The following is a 20,981-nucleotide window of genomic DNA, read 5'->3' as shown; positions in this document are numbered from 1 at the left end:
GAAGTCTCCCTCCCCCTTGTGGGGAGGGGTTAGGGGTGGGGGTACGTCGTAGAGCGAAAGCCTCGGCGTTCCATCTGCGATAGCCCTGCCCTTGAGGGGGAGATGTCGCTGAAAGCGACAGAGGGGGGTCGCCGCGCGTGGAGTGCCAACTTCGTCTTCCTCGATATGCCGGACCGCGTCGCGCCAACCGAACCGACCCCCTCTGGCCTGCCGGCCATCTCCCCCTCAAGAGGGGAGATCAGCAGGCCCCCCGCAAAAGCTCAGCTCTTGTTGGCGGCCAGCACCAGCACCGGCTTTTCGCTGTAGAGGTTGGGGAACAGCCGCTTCAGGTTCTCGACCTTGGGCAAATCGTTGTAGACGATATAGGGATAGGTCGGGTTGAGCGTCAGAAAATCCTGGTGATAGTCCTCGGCCGGATAGAAGGTCTTGCCGGTCTCCAGCGTCGTCACGATCGGCTTGGGAAACACCTTGGCCTTGTCGAGCTGGGCGATGTAGCTTTCGGCGATCTTTTTCTGTGCGTCGTTTTCGGCAAAGATCGTCGAACGGTACTGGGTGCCCGTGTCCGGGCCCTGGTAGTTCAGTTGCGTCGGGTTGTGCGCCACCGAGAAATACACCTGCAGCAGCTGGCCGTAGGTCACCTTGGACGGCTCGTAGGTGATCTCGACGGATTCGGCATGGCCCGTCCGGCTGGTGCCGACCATTTCATAGACGGCCGTGTCCTTGTCGCCGCCGGCATAGCCGGAAACGGCGCTGGTGACGCCCTTGACGTGCTGGAACACGCCTTGCACACCCCAGAAGCAGCCGCCGGCGAAGACCGCCTTTTCGGTGCCGGCGGTGGCCTTCTCGTCCATTGCCGGCGGCGGGATCACCACCGCGTCCTCGGCCGAAACTGCCGGCGTCTGCCAGAATACGGCCGCGGCGGCAGTGAGGATGAGCGTGGCAAGTGCTGCTTTTGCGAAAATCGACGATCGTTTCACGACTCCGGTCATGTCTGATCTCCCATGATGCTGGTTTGGATTATACGACGGATAGGTCCGCCGGGCTCTCACATTGCTGTGCGCATCGCCTATTTGGCCGGAGCCATGGCATCGCAGGCCTTGGTCGCTTCGGCTTTCTTCATGGCGTCCGTCTCGGCGGCGGCCTTGTTCATGCAGTCGGCCTTCATCGGATCGCCCGCCTTCATCGCAGTCGTGGCCATCGCGTCAGCCGCCATGGCGCCGGCCGGCTTCATTGCGTCCGTTGCCGGCTTCATGGCGTTTGTCGCTATCGCCGGCTTCATCGCATCTTCGGCCCGCGCAGCGCCTCCGGCGAACAGCGCCGTCGAGCAAAGTGCGAAGGCGAGTGCCGCCAGGGTCGGGCGATTGGTCAAACGATTGGTCATGATGATCTCCTAGGGTTCTGGCAGGGGTTGACTGCATGCGGCGGCGCCGCTGCGGCGTTGCGCAAATTTCCGAACGGGTTCTAGTTCGTAGCGGCAGCGAGGATCGGCCCGCCGCCCGGCACCTGCACCAGCACCGCTGTGCTGAGGCCGCCCGTCGCCGCCGGCAGCGGCAGTGCGGTGGCGTCGCCGGTCCAACTGCCCAGCCTGGTCAGCGAATGCACGACATTGGCGTGCGGCAGCGTGCGGCCGGTGTTTTCGCCGCGCGCCACCGGCACCTCGACGACGCCCTTGCCGTAACGCACCAGCCAGACGTCGGCCTTGCCGCCGGGCACCGGACCGGCGCCGATGCTGACCTTTCCGCCGGCGAGCGACAGCGAAGGTCCGTCACCGTGGCCGCCGCTCGAAATCAGCTGCTCGATCTCGCCCGGCCTGGCGCCGACGGCATCGGCCCTGCCGTTGACCACCACTTGCGGCGTGAACGGGCCGGAACGGCCGAGCGACGGTTCATAGCGGACCTGGCGCTGCGTGAATTCTTCTTTGCCGAATGTATCCTTCCAGCCGAGATAGTCCCAGTAGGTGACGTTGAAGGACAGCGCCAGCACGCCGGGCCGGTCCTTGACCTTGATCAGATTGGCGTTGGCCGGCGGACAGGACGAGCAGCCCTGGCTGGTGAACAGCTCGACGACGGTCAGCGTCTGGCCGGCGGCCCCGCTGGTTGCCGACAGCACAGTCGCGGAAAACAGTGCCGCGGCGAGCCCGATCAGGGCTGTGCGTCGTTTCGATCCGGTCATCGCTGTTCTCCTGTGCGGTTCCATGTCCACACTTCGCCGCCGACACACGGTTCGTTACAGCATCACCGCTTCGTGATCGTTCGCAGCTCTCCCGTCTCCCACAGGGGGCGAAGGGGAGACGGTCGCTCGCAACCAACACGCCACCCGGTGTGACCGGGGCGGCGGTGTGATGGACGGGCAGCCTAAGCGGGCCGATATGCCCTCGCACTCAGCTGCGGCGGCCTATTGTGTCAACAGCGTTTCCGATGCCCGCTGATTGAAGGCGCACTTGCCGGTTACTGTGTAGAAAAAGTCCGCGTTGGAATCGGTGATGGTCGCAGATGTCGGCACCGACGATCCCCCGTCTTCCCACGCTTGTGTGCTGGTCTGGCCGCACGGCACCAGCGTAAAGATATCGACCGTTTGGCCACTGGCGATCTCGACGCCGTTCGCGTAGAGGCGGTTCGATGTTGCCGGATCGTTCGATTTGAGCACCGTTGGATTGCCTGACGGGACATCCATCTGCAGATATAGCTGGTCCATCTGGCTGACGTCGATCACCGCGCCGGCACCGGTCGCGGGATACATTGTGTTGACACAGGTGGTCGCGTATTTCCTGCCGTATGAGTCGGTCTGGACGATCGTGGTGCTAGGCAAGCCGTAGAAGCTGAGCACCGTGGTGGTCGTACACACCTGCTGCTGGACCATAGTGATCGTCGCTCCGTTGATGGTGGAGACGGTCGCCGTGCCATAGCCTTTCGGATCGCCATAACCGTTGTATGTGTAGGTGATCTTCATCAGCTTGTTGGCCACCGTGTCCCCGAATTTGGTGCCGTAGAGCGTCATTGTCTTGCCCCACCAGCCCGAGACCTTGGTCACCTTGAACGTGGCTTGCACCAATGCCGGCCGCTTTGTCACTGCCGACGCAACGCCGACCTGCACCGTGTTGATCCTGGCGATCTGCATGAAATTCGTCGGCATGGCAAAGCCGGCCGAAGCCTTGATGCTGGCGGCGCCGTCGGTGGCGACGACGAAGCTGTCGAGCTTGGCCGTGCCTTGCCCGCCATTGGCCAGGTATGCCTCCTGCAGTTTTACCTGGCGGTCCGCCAGTGAGGTGTCCGTCGCAAGCGTCGTGATCGACAGCGACGCTGCATCGAGGGCGTTCTGCATCGATGCCCTGGTTGAAACCGCAGAGGTATAGTCGATGGAAAAACCCAATGCGGCAACCATCGGGATAAGCAAGATGGCGAGCAATGGCGCGAACGAGCCGCTCACCGATTTGAGAAATTTGCGTGCTGACAACGGCATTCCGATCCCCCGAAACGGCGATAGACCGGTGGCTACCACGCCGGGCGCGAACTATGCTCTAATCTCATGGATCAAAGTTTAACGACTTTGCCGCCCCGCCGCCGCACCCGCGCCCCGCCGCTTGCCGATGTAGCGTGCCCCTGCTAAAGCGCGCCGCATGACCACGCCGATCAAAAACATCCGCAACTTCTCCATCGTTGCCCATATCGACCATGGCAAATCCACGCTTGCCGACCGGCTGATCCAGTCGACCGGCGGGCTGGAGCTGCGCGACATGAAGGAGCAGGTGCTGGACTCGATGGACATCGAGCGCGAGCGCGGCATCACCATCAAGGCGCAGACGGTGCGGCTGAAATACCGCGCCAACAATGGACAGGATTATGTCCTCAACCTGATCGACACGCCCGGCCATGTCGACTTCGCCTATGAAGTGTCGCGCTCGCTCGCCGCCTGCGAAGGTTCGCTGCTGGTCGTCGACGCCTCGCAAGGCGTCGAGGCGCAGACGCTGGCCAATGTCTACCAGGCGATCGACAACAACCACGAGATCGTCGTGGTGCTGAACAAGGTCGACCTGCCCGCCGCCGAGCCCGAGCGCATCCGCGAACAGGTCGAGGAGGTGATCGGCATCGACGCCTCCAACGCCGTGCTGATTTCGGCCAAGACCGGCCTCGGCATTCCCGACGTGCTCGAAGCGATCGTCAACGATCTGCCGCCGCCGCGCGAGGGCGACATCACGGCCCCGCTGAAGGCGATGCTGGTCGACAGTTGGTACGACGCCTATCTCGGCGTCATCGTGCTGGTCCGCATCATCGACGGCGTGCTGAAGAAGGGCCAGACCATCCGCATGATGGGCACTGGCGCCAGGTACCTGGTCGAGCGCACCGGCGTCTTCACGCCGGCCCGCATCAATGTCGACGAGCTCGGCCCCGGCGAGTTCGGTTTCTTCACCGGCTCGATCAAAGAAGTCGCCGACACTCGCGTCGGCGACACCATCACCGAGGACAAGCGCCCGACGGCACAAGCCCTGCCCGGCTTCAAGCCGGCGCAGCCGGTGGTGTTCTGCGGCCTGTTCCCGGTCGACGCCGCCGACTTCGAGGATCTGCGCGCCGCCGTCGGCAAGCTGCGCCTCAACGACGCCTCCTTCTCCTTTGAAATGGAAACCAGTGCCGCACTTGGCTTCGGCTATCGCTGCGGCTTCCTCGGCCTGCTGCATCTTGAAATCATCCAGGAGCGGCTGGAGCGCGAGTTCAATCTCGACCTCATCGCCACCGCGCCCAGCGTCGTCTACCGCCTGCTGTTGAACGACGGCTCGGTCAAGGAACTGCACAACCCGGCCGACATGCCCGACGTGGTCAAGATCGAGGCCATCGAGGAGCCATGGATCCGCGCCACCATCCTCACCCCCGACGACTATCTCGGCGGCATCCTGAAACTCTGCCAGGACCGGCGCGGCATCCAGGCCGACCTGTCCTATGTCGGCAAGCGCGCCATGCTGATCTACGATCTGCCGCTCAACGAGGTGGTCTTCGACTTCTACGACCGGCTGAAGTCGATCTCCAAGGGCTACGCCTCGTTCGACTATCATTTGACCGACTACAAGGAAGGCGACCTGGTCAAGATGTCGATCCTGGTCAACGAAGAGCCGGTCGATGCGCTGTCGATGCTGGTCCACCGTACGGCGGCGGAAAAGCGCGGCCGGCAGATGTGCGAGAAGCTGAAGGAGCTGATCCCGCATCATCTGTTCAAGATCCCGATCCAGGCGGCGATCGGCGGCAAGGTCATCGCCCGAGAGACCATCTCGGCGCTGCGCAAGGACGTCACCGCCAAATGCTACGGCGGCGACGTCTCACGCAAACGCAAGCTGCTCGACAAGCAGAAAGAGGGCAAGAAGCGGATGCGGCAGTTCGGCAAGGTGGACATCCCGCAGGAGGCGTTTATCCAGGCCTTGAAGATGGGCGATTGAGAAGCCGGTTGGCGCGCACAGCGCGCCAAGCCATCGATCCAGTGAATCGACGGCAGGCTTCGAAAGCGGGGGAGCTGCCGGAGGCAGCGGGCCCCCCGCCAGCGCGGCGCTGAAGCTGCATGGTGGAGATTGGGCAGAAGAGTGCGACAGGTCAGCAAGCTGGATACGCGCCGGCCATTGCGACCCTTCAGGACAGCGGACCATCATTGGAGAATGTCCCGCCTTGAAGTATCCTTGCGGCTTCAGGGGAGACATCACATGCGCTCCACTCTGGACATCGTCGCCGCAATCGGCCTCGCCATCGGCGGCGCTCTGGGCCTCGCCGGCACCTTCGTGGCGAGCGCCGAGCTTCGCGAAACGCTCTGGACGATCGACGGCGTGGCGCTCGTGGTGGCGACCGCGCTGCTGACGATGAAATATCAGCGCCAGGGCAATGACTGCGTGGCGGCTGGATTTTTGACCTTTCTCGCCGGCGAAAGCCTGCTGCTCTCTGGCAATGCGGCGGGGCTTGAGGCCAGCGTGCCCTCCTATGTCGGCGGTATCTCGCTTTGGGCGGCGGCGCTGGTCATGGTCAACGCGCCGAAAACCTTCGCGCTATGGATGCGGCTGACCGCTCTCGTCGCCGCCGTGCTGTTTGTCGTCTCGGCAGGCATGATCCTCTGGGGTGCGCCCTTGCTGCCCACCTCGTCGCCTTTGCCCGCCGCCGGCTATCCGTTCCTGGTGCTCACATTCATCGGCTGGATCTGGACGCTGTTGAAGCCCGGGCGTTGAGCCCGGTCGGACCGCCCCCTCTCCGGCCGCTTCGCGGCTCCCCCACTTTGTGGGGGCGAGGAACCCAGGTCTTGTGAGGCTTCGGCGATTGGCATTTCCTCGCCCCACGAAGTGGGGAGAGGTGGTTTGCGAAACAAACCAGAGAGGGGTCTTCCTTGGCAACGCTGCGCTTTCGCGATGTGCAAATGGCGCACCCCCTTCCACCCATCCCGCCGCCATGCCATGTTCTCGCTCGCGGCCGGGCAGGCCGCTTCATTCCGGGGGGAAATCATCATGTCGTCCTACGCTTTCGGGCGCCGCGTCGCCGCGTCGCTGTTCATTGTCACGCTGTTTGCGCCCGTCGCGCATGCCGGCGATGTCACCTTCGAGATCAAGAACAGCCATCCGAACGCCATGCGCGTCGAGCTCTACAGCCAGGACCGCGATCATGTCTGGCCGGGCAACAATCAGGATTACTATCTCAACGATGGCGAGACCAAGTCGATCCCGCTGTCCTGCAGTGACGGCGAATCGATCTGCTACGGCGCCTGGGTCGACGGCGACGAGAACACCTATTGGGGCGTCGGCCCCGGCAATACGGAAAAGTGCGACGATTGCTGCTACACCTGCAGTGGCGGCGAGACCGAGGAAATCGATCTGGTTCCGTGACGTGGCAGATCTCCCCCCTTGAGGGGGAGATGTCGCCAAAGGCGACAGAGGGGGTCGCCGCGCATAGAGCGCCAACCTGTTCTGCAGCAGTAGGCCGAGTCCGGTCGTGCCGACCCCCTCTGGCCGCTGCGCGGCCATCTCCCCCTCGAGGGGGGAGAGGGCCATCCCGCGAGTGCAGGCCGGCACCGGAATTCAAAGCTGAAACAAAAAACCCGCCTCGGCAGGCGGGTCGTTGGAGCCAATTAGCACCATACCCAAATTAGTAGCATAGCTGCCGGCACAAAGCAAGAACAAAATGTGGTGCTGCGAGCAAAAAATGGGAATTCCCTTACCGCCGCGCCCGAGGTCGGCCCTCACGAGGGGGAGAATGCTGCCTTGACGTCGTCCTGACTGTCGCCATAGCGTAGTCCGACAGGAGACCCATCCATGGCAGTGGTCGAAGGCGAGAAAGTCGACATCGGCTTTTCGGGAAAACGTTGCATCCATTCGCGCAACTGCGTGCTGGGCGATCCTCATGTGTTCGTGCCCAATGCGCCCGGCCAGTGGATCCATCCGGATGCGGCCAGCGTCGAGAAGATCGTGGCGCTCGCCGAAGCCTGCCCGTCCGGCGCCATCACCTATGTCCGCAAGGATGGCGGGCCGCAGGAACAGCCGCCGGTGGTCAACATTGTGCGCATAAGGGAAAACGGTCCGCTTGCCGTCCATGCCGAGATCGTGTTGGGCGGCGAAACGTTTTACCGCGCCACGCTGTGCCGCTGCGGCGCCTCGGAAAACAAGCCGTTCTGCGATGGCAGCCACGCCAAGGCTGGCTTCATCGCCACCGGCGAGCCGGCGCTGAAGGACACGCCGGCGCTGGAGGTGCGGAATGGCCCGCTGACCGTCACACCGACGACCAACGGCCCGCTCAAGCTCGAAGGCAATGTCGAAATCGTCACCGGCACCGGCCACACGGTCGACCGCACGCAACGCACCTTCCTCTGCCGCTGCGGCCACTCCGCCAACAAGCCGTTCTGCGATGGCTCGCACAAGCGCGTGGGGTTTGTGGGGTAGGGGCCGCCGCTATCTCCCTCCTTGAGGGGGAGATGTCGCCGAAGGCGACAGAGGGGGTCGGTGCGTCCTGACGCCAACGCCATCGCGGCCAGAGAATGCCGGCGCTCCACGCGAGACGACCCCCTCTGGCCTGCCGGCCATCTCCCCCTCGAGGGGGGAGATTACGCTGCCTTGGCCCAGCGCTCGTGCCTTTATCGGCCCGTTCATATCCGCTAAGGGGCGGAGACGAATTCTCCGGACCCAAATATGACCGCCAAGCCCAAACCCTCACCCCTGTTCCTCGGCATCGACACCGGCGGCACCTATACCGACGCCGTGCTGTGGTCGGAGGCCGGCGGGCCAAGCGGCAAGGTGCTGGCCAAGGCCAAGGCGCTGACCACGCGGCATGATCTGGCGGTCGGCATCTCCGGCGCGGTCGATGCGGTGCTCGAAATGGCCGGCACCGACCCGGCAGCGATCAAACTGGTATCTATGTCGACGACGCTAGCCACCAACGCGCTGGTCGAGGGCCAGGGCGGCCGCGTGGCGCTGGTGATGATCGGCTTTGCCGAGGGCGACCTTGCCCGCGACGGGCTGAAGGCGGCGCTTGGCACCGACCCGGTGGTGTTCTGCCCCGGCGGCCACGATGTCCACGGCAATGCGGCAAAGCTCGATCTGTCCGGGCTGGAGGCAGCTTTGCCGGAACTGGAAAAGTCGGTGTCCGGCTTTGCCGTCTGCGCCTATTTCGCCACCCGCAACCCGGCGCATGAGCTAAGCGCGCGGAACCTGATCCGCGACAGGACCGGCCTGCCGGTCACCGCCAGCCACGAACTGTCGGCCAAGCTCGGCGGCCCGCGCCGGGCGCTGACGACATTGCTCAACGCCAGGCTGATCTCGATGATCGACCGGCTGGTCGCGGCAACGGAAGGCTTTTTGGCCGCGCGCAACATTGCCGCCCCGCTGATGGTGGTGCGCGGCGACGGCGCTCTGGTCTCGGCTGCCTTTGCCCGCCAGCGGCCGATCGAGACCATCCTGTCCGGCCCGGCCGCCAGCCTCGTCGGTGCCCGCCACATGACCGGCCTCGACGATGCCGTGGTCTCCGATATCGGCGGCACCACCACCGATGTCGCCGTGCTCGACAAGGGCCGGCCGCGGCTTGATCCGGAAGGCGCCACCGTCGGCGGTTTCCGCACCATGGTCGAGGCCGTCGCCATGCGCACTTTTGGCCTCGGCGGCGATTCCGAGGTGGCGCTGGAGGACGGCGCGCTCAATCCGAGAATCCTGCTCGGCCCGCGCCGCCTGGTGCCGCTGGCGCTGGCCGGCTTGATGCATGGCGAGGCCGTCACATCAGAGCTCGAACGCCAGCTGCGCGCGCCCAATCCCGGCCGCATGGATGGCCGGCTGGCGGTGCGCACCGGCGTGCCGGAGCGGCTGGCGGCCGGACTGACCGGCGCCGAAGCCAAGCTTTACGAGCTGATCGGTGCTGTGCCGCAGGCTCTCGACAGATTGCTGACCTCGAACGCCCAGAACGCCACCTTGAACCGGCTGGTATCGCGCGGGCTGGTGCATGTCGCCGGCTTCACGCCGTCGGATGCGGCGCATGTGCTGGGCAGGCAGGCCAATTGGGATGCGACCGCGGCGCGTCTGGGTGCCGAGCTGTTCGCGCGCAGGCGCGACGGCCGCGGCCAGTTCATCGCCGCCTCGCCGGAGGCGATCTCGGAACGGGTGCTGACCGCGCTGACCCGCCTGTCGGCCGAAGTCATCCTCGAAACCGCCTTTGCCGAGGACGGGCTGGATGGCGCGGCGACCGTCGCCCATGCCCTGGTCCAGCGCGCCGTCGACGCGCATCCCGGCATCGCCCGCTTGAGCGTCGCCCTCGACCGTCCGGTCATCGGCCTCGGCGCCTCGGCGCCGCTGCATTATGCCGGCCTGGCCGAGCTGGTCGGCAATCGATGCGTGGTGCCGCAGGATACCGATGTCGCCAACGCGCTCGGCGCCGTCGTCGGCCAGGTCCGGGTATCGGCCGAGGCGCGGGTCAGCCAGCCCAAGGAAGGGCTGTTCCGCGTTGCTTCCGGTGAAAGCGTGCGCGATTTCAACGACGAAGCAGCGGCGATCGCCGCAGCGGAGAAGGATGTGCGGGCGATTGCCGCCGGGCGGGCGAAGGACGCCGGCACCGACAGCGCCGAGATCGAAATCGCCAGCGAGTTCCGCGTCTCCACAGTAGAGGGCCAGCGCATGTTCATCGAGGCGCATGTCGTGGCGGTGGCGTCGGGACGGCCAAGGATTGCGGTGTGAGCGCGTAATCGCCCTCCTCGAGGGGGAGATGTCGCCGAAGGCGACAGAGGGGGGCGCCTCGCATGAAGCGCGAAGCGATTTGGTGCAAAGAAGAGGTTGCACTCCACGCGAGGCGACCCCCTCTGGCCTGCCGGCCATCTCCCCCTCAAGGGTCCCTCAAGGGGGGAGATCGGCAGCGAAAACGCCCTACCTTCACCCTGAGCTGAATTGACCCTGCCACCGTGACATGCCAAAGGCCCGGCCTAGCCTTTCGTCTGGAGAAGCCCTGATGACCGATCGCGTCGAGATCGCCGGATTGCGGATTGCCCGCGAGCTTCATGATTTCGTCGTGAACGAGGCGCTGCCGGGCACCGGCATCGAGGCGGAGGCATTCTGGAACGGTTTTTCGGCGATCGTCCATGATCTCTCGCCAAAAAACCGGGCGCTGCTCGAAAAGCGCGATGCCATGCAGGACAAGCTCGACCGCTGGTATCGCGACAATGGCGCGCCCGTCGACATGGAGGCCTACACGAGCTTCCTGCGCGAGATCGGCTATCTCCTGCCCGAGGGGCCGGCGTTCAGCGTGACCACCGAAAATGTCGACCCGGAAATCGCTTTGGTTGCCGGGCCGCAGTTGGTGGTGCCGGTGATGAACGCGCGTTATGCGCTGAATGCCGCCAATGCGCGCTGGGGCTCGCTGTACGATGCGCTCTACGGAACCGACGTCATCCCGGAGACGGACGGCGCCGAGCGAGGCAACAAATTCAATCCGGCGCGCGGCGCCAAGGTCGTCGCCTGGGTGAAAAGCTTCTTCGACGAGGCGGTGCCGCTCACGACAGGCAAATGGGCCGGCGTCAACGGGCTTTCGGTCGCCAACGGCATGTTGCGGCTCGGCGAGGGTGCCGGCGCCACCACGCTTGCCGACCTCAGACAGTTTGCCGGCTATCGCGGCGATGCCGCCGACCCTGAAGCCGTGCTGCTCACCAAGAACGGCCTGCACATCGAAATCGTCATCGACCGCAACAACCAGATCGGCCGCACCGATCCGGCCGGCATTGCCGATGTCGTGCTGGAATCGGCACTGACCACCATCCAGGACTGCGAGGATTCGATCGCCGCAGTGGATGCGCAGGACAAGGTGCTGGTCTACCGCAACTGGCTCGGCCTGATGAAGGGCGACTTGGCGGAGGAGATCACCAAGGCCGGCAAGAGCTTTGTCCGCAGGCTCAACCCCGACCGCACCTATACCGCGCCCGATGGCGGCACGCTGACCTTGCCCGGCCTCTCGCTGATGCTGGTCAGGAATGTCGGCCACCTTATGACCAATCCGGCGATATCGGACCGCGACGGCAACGAGGTGCCGGAAGGCATCATGGATGCGGCGCTGACGGCGCTGATCGCGCTGCATGACATCGGCGTGAACGGGCGCCGCGCCAATTCTCGCGCCGGCTCGATGTACATCGTAAAGCCCAAGATGCACGGGCCCGACGAAGTTGCCTTCGCCGTCGAGATTTTCGACCGCGTCGAGGCGCTGCTCGGCGTGCCCAAAAACACCATCAAGATGGGCATCATGGACGAGGAGCGGCGCACCACCGTCAACCTCAAGGAGGCGATCCGCGCCGCGAAAGAACGCGTCGTCTTCATCAACACCGGCTTCCTCGATCGCACCGGCGACGAGATCCACACCTCGATGGAAGCCGGCCCGATGATCCGTAAGGGCGACATGAAGCAGGCCGCCTGGATCGCCGCCTACGAAGCCTGGAACGTCGACATCGGGCTGGAATGTGGGTTGGCCGGCCACGCCCAGATAGGCAAAGGCATGTGGGCGATGCCCGACCTTATGGCGGCGATGCTGGCCGAGAAAATCGCGCATCCCAAGGCCGGCGCCAACACCGCCTGGGTGCCGTCGCCGACGGCGGCGACGCTGCACGCCACCCATTATCACAAGGTCGACGTCCATGCCGTGCAAGCGGCGCTGAAGAGCCGGCCCAAGGCAAAACTCGACGACATCTTGTCGGTGCCGGTCGCTGTGCGGCCGAACTGGTCGCCAGAAGACATCCAGAAGGAGCTCGACAACAATGCGCAAGGCATTCTGGGCTATGTCGTGCGCTGGATCGACCAGGGCGTCGGCTGTTCGAAAGTGCCTGACATAAACGACGTCGGTCTGATGGAGGACCGCGCCACGCTGCGCATCTCCTCGCAGCACATCGCCAACTGGCTGCATCACCGCGTCTGCACGCCCGAGCAGGTCATGGAGACGATGAAACGCATGGCGGCGATCGTCGACCGCCAGAACCAAGGCGATCCGCTCTACCGGCCGATGGCGCCGGATTTCGACAAGTCCATCGCCTTCCTCGCCGCCTGCGACCTGGTCTTCAAAGGCCGCATCCAGCCCAACGGCTACACCGAGCCAGTGCTGCACGCACGGCGGCTGGAGCTGAAGACGCGGGAGCGGGCGGGATAAAACCTATGACAGTCGGGCTATAAGCTGTTGCGGATCGCCAAGCATTAAATGTTTTCACAATTCACTGTAGGGTGGAGGCTTGATTGGCTATTACGATTTGCTCCGCAGATAGCGTGCGAGCGGATTCGCGAGGGGCGAATGAGCAAAAACAAGTCTGAACTAAACGTCAGAAAAGTCTTTGTATCGATATTAGTTATTTGGGGGGCATTGCTACTCGACTCGCTGCCGATCCAAGCTGCAGAAGAGGTGCCGTTAGCTGTGCCTCTGATAAAATTGGAATACCCGGGAAATCCACCCAATATCCGGATGCTGTATGTTAAGGTGCTGTCCCTCGGTAACCGAAAAATAAATCAACCACTCTTATTGGATACCGGATCCAGTGGCATGACGATCGACTGTGCTTCTGTGCTTCCTAAGAAGCTGTGTTCCGTCGAAGGAATAAAAATCACGAAAGATCTGGAACTAGATGGGATAACCGTTACCACCCAAAAAGCCGTCATGAAGTACGGAACCTACGATGAGTACGGAAATGTTGCGTTGGCTCAAGTGACTTTCGGCTCCCGAGGCGCTTCTGTTTCCACCGAGGCATCCATCCCCTTCCTTATTCGATACAAGAAAGTTAGACGCAGCACAGGTGAAATTGTCGGCGGCCGGCTCTGGCCAAAGGGCATTTTTGGCATTTCCCCTATTGGAGGCGGCGGACCAAATCGAATGCTGAAATCCCCAATGGATGCCGTGAGCCCCAAAAGTGGTTTGCGAAAGGGGTATTATCTCTCTTCGATTGGGACCGATTGGAGAGCTTGCACGAACGAGGATGCGAATTGCCCGGTGGTTAAGGCGCTTCACATTGGGATATCGGACAGCGTGAAAAGCGGGTTCAATATGAATAAATGGAAAACCGCTAGCGATCGCTATGACTTCCCAACCATAGGTTCATGTATCTTGTTGAAAGAAAAAACAACTTGCCGGCCAACGCTTTACGACACGGGAAATTCCACAATCGTAATAGCGGACAACCCGCCAAAAGATTCAAGCGGATCCATGCATATCGGTACCAGAGTCGCCGTAAAAATCGCGATGCTGGGGGAGTGGAAATTCGACACATCATACGGATCCGAGTTGGAATTCTCTCCAACGATCGGCCACAACATCATTGGCATACGATATTTTGAAACGAATAGTTTACTTGTTGACCTCGAAGCGAAAGAGATCGGAATCCGCATCGGCAACTGACCGGAGCTCTTCATCCTGTTCGGCCGCAGGACGGCCGCGTCTACGCCGCCTGCGCCATCCGTTCCGAACTCATACGATAGGAAATCGCTTCGGCCAGATGGATGCGGCCGACCGTCTCGCTGGCCTCGAGATCGGCCAGGGTCCGCGCCACCTTCAAGACGCGGTGATAGGCTCGTGCGGAAAAGCCGAGCTTTTCGCTGGCGTCCCTGAGCAGCGACAGGCCGGCGGCATCGGGCATGGCGATCTCCTCGATGACTGACGGCGAGCAATGGGCGTTGGTGGTGGCGGTCGCGCCGAGCCGCTCGAAGCGCTCGCGCTGGATCGTACGGGCGCGGGCAACACGTAGTGCGACGGCGGCACTTTTCTCGGCCCGGTCCGGCCGGATCAGATCGCTGGCCGAGACCGCCGGCACCTCGATCCTGAGATCGATACGGTCGAGCAGCGGGCCGGAAATGCGCGCCTGGTAGTCGGTGCGGCAGCGATCGCCGCGCAGGCAGCGATAGCCCGGCTCGCCGGCCATGCCGCAACGGCACGGGTTCATCGCCGCGACCAGCTGGATACGCGCCGGATAGGTGACGCGATGATTGGCGCGCGCAATCATGCAGTCGCCGGTCTCGAGCGGCTGGCGCAGTGCATCGAGCGCCTGCGGCGAGAATTCGGGAAATTCGTCGAGGAACAGCACGCCGTGATGGGCAAGCGAAGCCTCGCCCGGCCGCACGCGCAACCCGCCGCCGACCATCGCCGCCATCGAGGCCGAATGATGCGGCGCGCGGAACGGCCGCCGGTCGGTGAGTTTTCCTTCGCCGAGTTCGCCGGCCACCGAGGCGATCATCGAGACTTCGAGCAATTCCCTGGGCGCCAGCGGCGGTAGGATCGACGGCAGCCGCTGCGCCAGCATCGACTTTCCCGACCCCGGCGGTCCGACCATCAAAAGATTGTGGCCGCCGGCGGCCGCCACCTCCAGCGCCCGCTTGGCGGTCTCCTGGCCCTTGATGTCGGCAAGGTCGGGCAGGTCGCGCGCCGCGGCATGGATGCCGGCTTCCGGCCGTGACAGAACCTGCGTGCTGCGAAAATGATTGGCGATGGCGATCAGGCTGCGCGGCGCCAATATGTCGAAGTCCTTGCCGGCCCAGGCCGCTTCCGGCCCGCAGGCGAACGGGCAGATCAAGCCCTTGCCTTCGGCGTTGGCACCGATTGCCGCCGGCAGCGCGCCAGCCACCGCGGCGATGGTTCCGTCGAGCGACAATTCGCCAAGCACGACATAGCCGGCCAGCATGTCGCCCGGAATGGCGCCGAGCGCCGCCATCAGCCCGAGGGCGATCGGCAGATCGTAGTGGCTGCCTTCCTTGGGCAGGTCGGCCGGCGCCAGATTGACGGTGACCTTTTTCGACGGCATCGACAGGCCGGATGCATGCAGCGCTGCCTGCACCCGCTCGCGGCTTTCGGCTACAGCCTTGTCGGCCAGCCCGACGATGTGCATGTTGACCTTGCCCGGCGCGATCATCACCTGCACGTCGACTGGCACGGCCTCGATGCCCTGGAAAGCAACCGTGCGAACCCGCGCCACCATGTCTTCACCCCGGATGCAGGCTTTTGCCCCAAGCCTTTGCGATCATGCCGCGAACGGCGTCACCGGAGACAACCACAGATTTCCGGCGAAGGGCGATTATATATTTGACAAACCCAACGGGATGAGCGATAACGAATCCAAGGAGTTATCGCCATGTCCGTTCTGTCCCGCCCCTATTTCCATAACGAGGCCGCCGCATTTGAACATGTAGAGGGCATGCTGTGGCCACAGGGTCCGGTTTGCCCCAAGTGCGGTTCGATGGATAAGCACTACAAGCTGGCTGGCGTCCGCTCGAAGCCTTCGAAGAAGAACCCGCACGGCGTCGAGCGCCATGGCCTTTACAAGTGCTCGGCCTGCCGTGGCCAGTTCACGGTTCGCATGGGTACGATCTTCGAGGAAAGCCACCTTCCGCTGCACAAGTGGTTGCAGGCCATCCACCTCATGTGCTCGTCAAAGAAGGGAATTTCCTCGCACCAGTTGCACCGCGTTCTGGAATGCACCTACAAGACGGCTTGGTTCCTGTCGCACCGCATTCGCGAGGCCATGCGCTCGGATGACTTCACGCCTATGGGCGGCAACGGCAAGTTCGTTGAGGTTGACGAAACCTACATCGGCCGTCTCGCTGGCGTTCCGAAGCAGAGGACCGGCGCGGCTCACAAGAACACCGTGCTTACGCTTGTCGAGCGTGGCGGCATTGCCCGCTCGTTCCATATCGACAGCGCTTCGGTTGCCCGCGTCCTGCCGATCGTCAACGCCAACATCCACAAGGAAAGCGTCTTCATGTCCGATGAGGCGCGCGTTTACGACAACATCGGTCCCGAGTTCGCAGCCCACGGCAAAATCAATCATGGTCGCGAGGAATACGTTCGCGGCATCGTCCACACCAACACCGTGGAAGGCTATTATTCGATCTTCAAGCGCGGCATGAAAGGCGTTTACCAGCATTGCGCCGAACACCATCTGCACCGCTATCTGGCCGAATTCGATTTCCGTTATTCGAACCGTTCGGCCATGGGCATTGAAGACAATGTTCGCTCGCTCATCGCTTTGAAGGGCGCCAAGGGTAAGCGCCTCACGTACCGGCAACCTGCTTGACGCGAAGAAGGAGCATTATCGAAAGCCTGTCCAGCTTAAACTCCCGTTGTGGAAAGGCTCGTTTCGGTACAGGAATAAAAAATAAAGGGTTCCCGACGATAGGTGATTCACACCAGCTATTTTTTTTGCTAGGGTTGAAATGCTCAGGGGAGATCTATTTCTTGAGATACGCGGCGCGCGACACGGTGATAATCTGCCTGCCGTAGCACCATGTTAGGCCATGGGAGCGTATTGTAGGGTTCAAGGTAGGCCCTACCGCGCCAGCGACTTTGGGGGGACGGATCGCCTAGACCGTCCCCCTAGTCATAGGTGCCCTTGGAGCAATGGGCCCCTGGTAAGAATCGAGCGGGTCTGTCTGGGCTTTGTCCTGTGGAAGGTGCTCAAATAGACCTCATATCCATCGGCCGCCGACTTGACAGACCCTAAGTAGCGAATGCCTGTTTCTGGGTGGACGAAACTAACGCAGGCCGAATTCGGTCTGTCATTCCGGCCGAACCGATTGTTCTGGCCCACCCACATACCGTGTGAAATCATCATCGGGATGCAGAGTAGGTCAAAGCGAGAAACGTCATCGTGCCCTTCGAGTATGTGGTTAAGAGAGTAGTTTGATAGATACACATGCGAGAGTGACGCCGAAATGAATTCAGCTACTGACGGTGGAAGCGTCCCCACTTGGAGTGGGTCTATACGTTTTGCGAGCAAGTCAAAAAGCTGGGAAAGTTCAAGAGCCATGCCGAAAGATCAATCAATATCAACCGACAAGAGTCAACTCGACAAGTTCAAGCGAGCTGCCCGCGAACTGGAAACCGACCAGTCAGAGGAAGCCTTTGACCGCGTGTTGAAGAAGGTGGCGAAGGCGTCGCCGCCAAAAGGCCGGAAAGAAAAGAGTGGCGACCAATAAACCTACGGCTGGGTAGGCGCTTAATCCCACTACTCACCGCTGGCGACGACCGCGAATCCTTCGATGAACGGGGGGACGCCATTAGGTCTCGGGCTGATTAGATTTTTTAAGTTCTCAGCCACTTGCGGGTCAGATTTGTGGTCCTCTGACCATCTCCGTGCGGCTAAGTCCATCGCGTCACAGAACAGTTTCAAATCGAACATCGCTGCAGTCTTGTCGCCATGAACCATCGAAAACGCATGCATCGACGTTCCTGTTTCTGGTGTAGTAAAAATTACATGAGTTGTACCGAAGAATGGGTGTGCTCGGAAATCTGCCCGATGGACAACGCCGCCACGCAAGCGAAAGCAATCGATTCCTGAAAGACCAAGCTCTGGTTCGGTGGTGTATTTGTCTATGAATGCGATGTAGTGCTTCTCTTTCACGAACACATTTCGATCTAATGCCAAGGCCGCGCAAATCTCTGGAACAGTCAGGGCCACCAGAAGGGCCGGATAGTAAAGTCTAGCTGCTATGGCTCCCTTAATGTCCTGCAGCACCCGCTCTAGCGGCAAGGGCGCGAGCGGCAGCATCAATATCCACCGATCCAGGCGAAAGGTTCTCCACCCACCTGAGAACGCCCAACATATCTATGTCTGTGCATGAGAACCCCCCCTCGTTGATTGCTCTTAGCACAAGCTGACCGCTTTCGGTATCGGTCAGCAAAAGGACGGGGAATCCTGAATCCCCGCCCGTCACTCCTTCAAGGATCACTCCTTCAAATTCATTTACGCGCATGTCCTTATTCCTTTTGCCGGGTTTGTCAAATATATAATCGCCCGGCGAAGGCAAGAACATTTGGGGAACAGCTGAGCGCAACGGCTGCAATGGTTTGCAACGCGGCCGCTCGCGAAGCGAGGCTAGTTGCGCTTCTCCTCCACGGCATCCCAGAACAGGCTGGCGATGTCGGCGCCGCCGAAGCGCTGCACTTCGCGTATGCCGGTCGGTGAGGTCACGTTGATCTCAGTCATGTAGTCGCCGATGACGTCGATGCCGACGAGGATGAAGCCGCGCTCTTTCAGCGAGGGGCCGATGCGGGCGCAGATCTCGCGTTCGCGTTCCGTCAATTCGGTCTTTTCGGCGCGGCCGCCGACATGCATGTTGGAGCGCGAATCATGCTCGGCCGGCACGCGGTTGATCGCGCCGACAGGCTCGCCGTCAATCAGGATAATGCGCTTGTCGCCAGCCCGCACCTCCTTGAGGTAGCGCTGCACGATGTAGGGTTCGCGGAACAACTGGCCGAACATTTCGAGCAGCGAGGCGAGGTTGCGGTCGGCCTCGTGCAGGTGGAAGATGCCGGCCCCGCCATTGCCGTAGAGCGGTTTGACGATGATATCGCCGAACTCCTTGCGGAAGGCTGCGACCTCGAGCGGGTCCTTGGTGATCAGCGTGTCCGGCATCAGGTCGGGAAATTCAGTGACGAAGATCTTTTCCGGGCTGTTGCGCACCCAGGCAGGGTCGTTGACCACCAGGGTCTTCGGATGGATGCGCTCGAGGATATGCGTGGTGGTGATGTAGTTCATGTCGAAGGGTGGATCCTGCCGCAAAAGGATGATGTCCATCTCCGAAAGATCGGTGCGGATTTCATCGCCCAGCGAATAATGGTTGCCCCTCTCGTCGCGAACCTGCATCGCCTCGATACGGGCAAACACCTTGCCGTCGCGCAGCGACAGCCGGTCGGGCGTGTAGTGGAACAACTGGTGGCCGCGCCGCTGCGCCTCCAGCGACAGCGCAAACGACGTGTCGCCGGCTACCGACACGGTGGAGATGTGGTCCATCTGGACGGCGACTTTCAGGGGCATGGCAGCTCTCCGGCGCAGTTGCAACGAACGTGCGTCCACCTGGACGCACATACGCTCCAACACTTTGAATCGATGCATCGCGCTTTCCGAAAATCGATTCCGATTTTTCGGGCCGATGCATCGACGAGAGCGATATAAGGAAATCGGCGGCCTCTGCCAATCGGCCAAGGTCATGATGAGGCTGCGCTTCTGGCGCAGACCCCAATGCGATGTGCGTTCAGCGGTCGAAGACCAGCTTGGAATAGCCGAGGAAGGACAGCGCCATGGCAACCAGCGAGGCGACCGCAAGGGCGACGAGCGGCGGCACCATCGGCAGCGCGAACAGCATGGCGCAATAGACGAGATAATTGACGAGGCTGGTGGCGATGCCGACGCCGCCATAGCGTGCGCCCTCTTGCGCGACGCCGCGGCTGGAAGGCGAGAAGGTCAGATGGCGGTTGATCAGCCAGGTGACGGACAGGGCAAAACCGATCGAGATGATGCGAGCCGCGAAGGGGCCAAGCGGCGCTATCGCCAACACCAGCCAAAGCGCCGCCGCGTCGGCGACGAAGCCGATGCCGCCGGCGACAATGAAGCGGGCGAGGCGTCCCATTTAGGGCTCTAAGCCGCCCGCGGGGTCTTGCGCGGTCCGGTCTTCAAAGTCGCGAGCGCACTTGCGCGTTCGCGTTCGACGCGGCCGGAAGGCATCGACAGATAGAAGATGCGCTTCTGTTCGGCCCGGCCGCGCGACACCGAATCGAGGATTACCCCGGTCACCGCCGCCAGCATCGACAGCAGCAGCAGCCCGACCGACAGCACCCACGTCGGCATGCGCGGCACAAGCCCGGTTTCGGCGAACTCGATCAGCACCGGGGCCATCAGAAACAGGCTTGATGCCAGGAAGAACACCGAAAAAGCGCCGAAGAAACGCAGCGGCTGCGTCTCCTTCATCAGCATGGCGAACATCCACAGGATCTTCGCGCCGTCGCGAAAGGTCGACAGCTTCGACGAGGAGCCTTCCGGCCGGCGGCCATAGTCGAGGCCGATCTCGCTGACCGGCAATTTGAGCTGCGAGGCGTGCACCGACATTTCGGTCTCGATCTCGAAACCGCCGGAAACGGCGGGAAAACTCTTGACGAAGCGCCTGGTGAAGGCGCGGTAACCCGAGAAGATATCGGTAAAGTCCGAGCCAAACAAACGTTTGTAGAGGCTGTTGAAGATGCGGTTGCCGAAGGCGTGGCCTGTCCTGCCGGCGTCGTTGGCGACGCCGCGCCTGGTGCCCACCACCATGTCGGAGCGCTCGGTCAGCAGCGTGTTGATCAGTTGCGGCGCGTCCTCCGGCGCATAGGTGCCGTCGCCGTCGGCCATCAGGTAGATGTCGGCCTCGATGTCGGCGAACATGCGGCGCACGACATTGCCTTTGCCCTGGCGCGGCTCGCGCACCACGATGGCGCCGGCGGCGCGGGCTCGGAGCGCCGTCAGGTCGCGCGAATTGTTGTCGTAGACATAGATCGCGGCGGCAGGCAGCGTTTCGCGAAAGCGCCGCACCACTTCGCCGATCGTCAGCTCCTCATTGTAGCAAGGCAGGAGCACGGCGATGCTCGGCTCATGGCGCACTTCTTGTGGCATTTTCGTCTCCGGATGCCCTGTAAGGCCCCTGACCGCTCAAACGCCGGCCTCGCTCGGGCGGCTTTACTATTTATTGAAGCTGTTAAGGCTAGGTTTAAACCGCACCGTATTCCTTCCAAAGGTCC

Annotated in this window: 18 protein-coding genes; 9 read left to right on the top strand and 9 right to left on the bottom strand. The window is 62.3% G+C overall.

All coding sequences use genetic code 11. The features are described from left to right. Window positions 1-260 precede the first annotated feature (260 nt). The 4 genes from msrA to NKH49_RS10025 all read right to left on the bottom strand — a co-directional run bounded on the left by msrA (window position 261) and on the right by NKH49_RS10025 (window position 3,459). Entirely contained in the window at window positions 261-989 is a 729-nt protein-coding gene (gene msrA, locus NKH49_RS10040; RefSeq protein ID WP_352614215.1) for a peptide-methionine (S)-S-oxide reductase MsrA, read from the bottom strand. Between the two features lie 77 nt (window positions 990-1,066). Further along, window positions 1,067-1,381, bottom strand: a complete 315-nt coding sequence (locus tag NKH49_RS10035) for a hypothetical protein (protein WP_352614216.1) — start codon at window positions 1,379-1,381, stop codon at window positions 1,067-1,069. 80 nt (window positions 1,382-1,461) lie between these two features. Beyond that, on the bottom strand, window positions 1,462-2,172 hold the full coding sequence (locus tag NKH49_RS10030; RefSeq protein ID WP_352614217.1) for a DUF1223 domain-containing protein: 711 nt from the start codon (window positions 2,170-2,172) through the stop codon (window positions 1,462-1,464). A gap of 222 nt (window positions 2,173-2,394) precedes the next feature. Beyond that, the gene (locus NKH49_RS10025; protein ID WP_352922292.1) at window positions 2,395-3,459 is read right to left on the bottom strand and encodes a TadE/TadG family type IV pilus assembly protein; all 1,065 of its coding nucleotides are present in this window, start codon (window positions 3,457-3,459) and stop codon (window positions 2,395-2,397) included. Between the two features lie 157 nt (window positions 3,460-3,616). Here NKH49_RS10025 and lepA point away from each other — a divergent pair, with 157 nt between their 5' ends. The 7 genes from lepA (at window position 3,617) to NKH49_RS09990 (ending at window position 13,841) form a co-directional block, all read left to right on the top strand. Further along, window positions 3,617-5,422 carry a translation elongation factor 4 gene (gene lepA / locus NKH49_RS10020; protein WP_352614219.1) on the top strand — a complete coding sequence of 602 codons (1,806 nt, stop codon included), beginning with the start codon at window positions 3,617-3,619 and terminating at the stop codon, window positions 5,420-5,422. A gap of 258 nt (window positions 5,423-5,680) precedes the next feature. Continuing rightward, complete coding sequence (locus tag NKH49_RS10015; protein WP_352614220.1) at window positions 5,681-6,193, top strand: hypothetical protein; 513 nt, start codon at window positions 5,681-5,683, stop codon at window positions 6,191-6,193. Between the two features lie 273 nt (window positions 6,194-6,466). After that, entirely contained in the window at window positions 6,467-6,841 is a 375-nt protein-coding gene (locus tag NKH49_RS10010; RefSeq protein ID WP_352614221.1) for a hypothetical protein, read from the top strand. 426 nt (window positions 6,842-7,267) lie between these two features. Then, window positions 7,268-7,891 carry a CDGSH iron-sulfur domain-containing protein gene (locus NKH49_RS10005; protein WP_352614222.1) on the top strand — a complete coding sequence of 208 codons (624 nt, stop codon included), beginning with the start codon at window positions 7,268-7,270 and terminating at the stop codon, window positions 7,889-7,891. A 246-nt stretch (window positions 7,892-8,137) separates the two neighbouring features. Further along, the gene (locus NKH49_RS10000; protein WP_352614223.1) at window positions 8,138-10,165 is read left to right on the top strand and encodes a hydantoinase/oxoprolinase N-terminal domain-containing protein; all 2,028 of its coding nucleotides are present in this window, start codon (window positions 8,138-8,140) and stop codon (window positions 10,163-10,165) included. A 268-nt stretch (window positions 10,166-10,433) separates the two neighbouring features. After that, a complete protein-coding gene (locus NKH49_RS09995) occupies window positions 10,434-12,608 on the top strand; it encodes a malate synthase G (protein WP_352614224.1) in 2,175 nt (724 codons plus the stop codon). Between the two features lie 138 nt (window positions 12,609-12,746). Next, on the top strand, window positions 12,747-13,841 hold the full coding sequence (locus tag NKH49_RS09990; RefSeq protein WP_352925990.1) for a hypothetical protein: 1,095 nt from the start codon (window positions 12,747-12,749) through the stop codon (window positions 13,839-13,841). A gap of 40 nt (window positions 13,842-13,881) precedes the next feature. Here NKH49_RS09990 and NKH49_RS09985 read toward each other — a convergent pair whose 3' ends face one another. Beyond that, on the bottom strand, window positions 13,882-15,411 hold the full coding sequence (locus NKH49_RS09985) for a YifB family Mg chelatase-like AAA ATPase (RefSeq protein WP_352925988.1): 1,530 nt from the start codon (window positions 15,409-15,411) through the stop codon (window positions 13,882-13,884). Between the two features lie 153 nt (window positions 15,412-15,564). Between NKH49_RS09985 and NKH49_RS09980 the strand changes: the two genes are divergently transcribed. After that, on the top strand, window positions 15,565-16,506 hold the full coding sequence (locus NKH49_RS09980) for an IS1595 family transposase (protein ID WP_352925986.1): 942 nt from the start codon (window positions 15,565-15,567) through the stop codon (window positions 16,504-16,506). Window positions 16,507-17,236: 730 nt separating this feature from the next. Continuing rightward, window positions 17,237-17,407, top strand: a complete 171-nt coding sequence (locus NKH49_RS09975) for a hypothetical protein (RefSeq protein WP_352925984.1) — start codon at window positions 17,237-17,239, stop codon at window positions 17,405-17,407. 29 nt (window positions 17,408-17,436) lie between these two features. Here the strand turns inward: NKH49_RS09975 and NKH49_RS09970 are convergent, their stop codons facing one another. The 4 genes from NKH49_RS09970 to NKH49_RS09955 form a co-directional block, all read right to left on the bottom strand. Further along, window positions 17,437-17,979, bottom strand: coding sequence for a hypothetical protein (locus NKH49_RS09970; RefSeq protein WP_352925982.1), 543 nt, complete (start codon window positions 17,977-17,979; stop codon window positions 17,437-17,439). A 327-nt stretch (window positions 17,980-18,306) separates the two neighbouring features. Next, window positions 18,307-19,248 (bottom strand): glutathione synthase, encoded by a 942-nt coding sequence (gshB, locus tag NKH49_RS09965; protein WP_352614227.1) that lies wholly within the window; start codon window positions 19,246-19,248, stop codon window positions 18,307-18,309. 217 nt (window positions 19,249-19,465) lie between these two features. Further along, window positions 19,466-19,840 carry a GtrA family protein gene (locus NKH49_RS09960; protein ID WP_352472815.1) on the bottom strand — a complete coding sequence of 125 codons (375 nt, stop codon included), beginning with the start codon at window positions 19,838-19,840 and terminating at the stop codon, window positions 19,466-19,468. An 8-nt stretch (window positions 19,841-19,848) separates the two neighbouring features. Beyond that, window positions 19,849-20,856 carry a glycosyltransferase gene (locus NKH49_RS09955; protein WP_352472814.1) on the bottom strand — a complete coding sequence of 336 codons (1,008 nt, stop codon included), beginning with the start codon at window positions 20,854-20,856 and terminating at the stop codon, window positions 19,849-19,851. Window positions 20,857-20,981 lie beyond the last annotated feature (125 nt).

It is taken from the genome of Mesorhizobium sp. M1088 (genome assembly GCF_040318575.1).
Lineage (GTDB): Bacteria > Pseudomonadota > Alphaproteobacteria > Rhizobiales > Rhizobiaceae > Mesorhizobium.
This window is presented reverse-complemented; position numbering and strand designations above follow the sequence as displayed.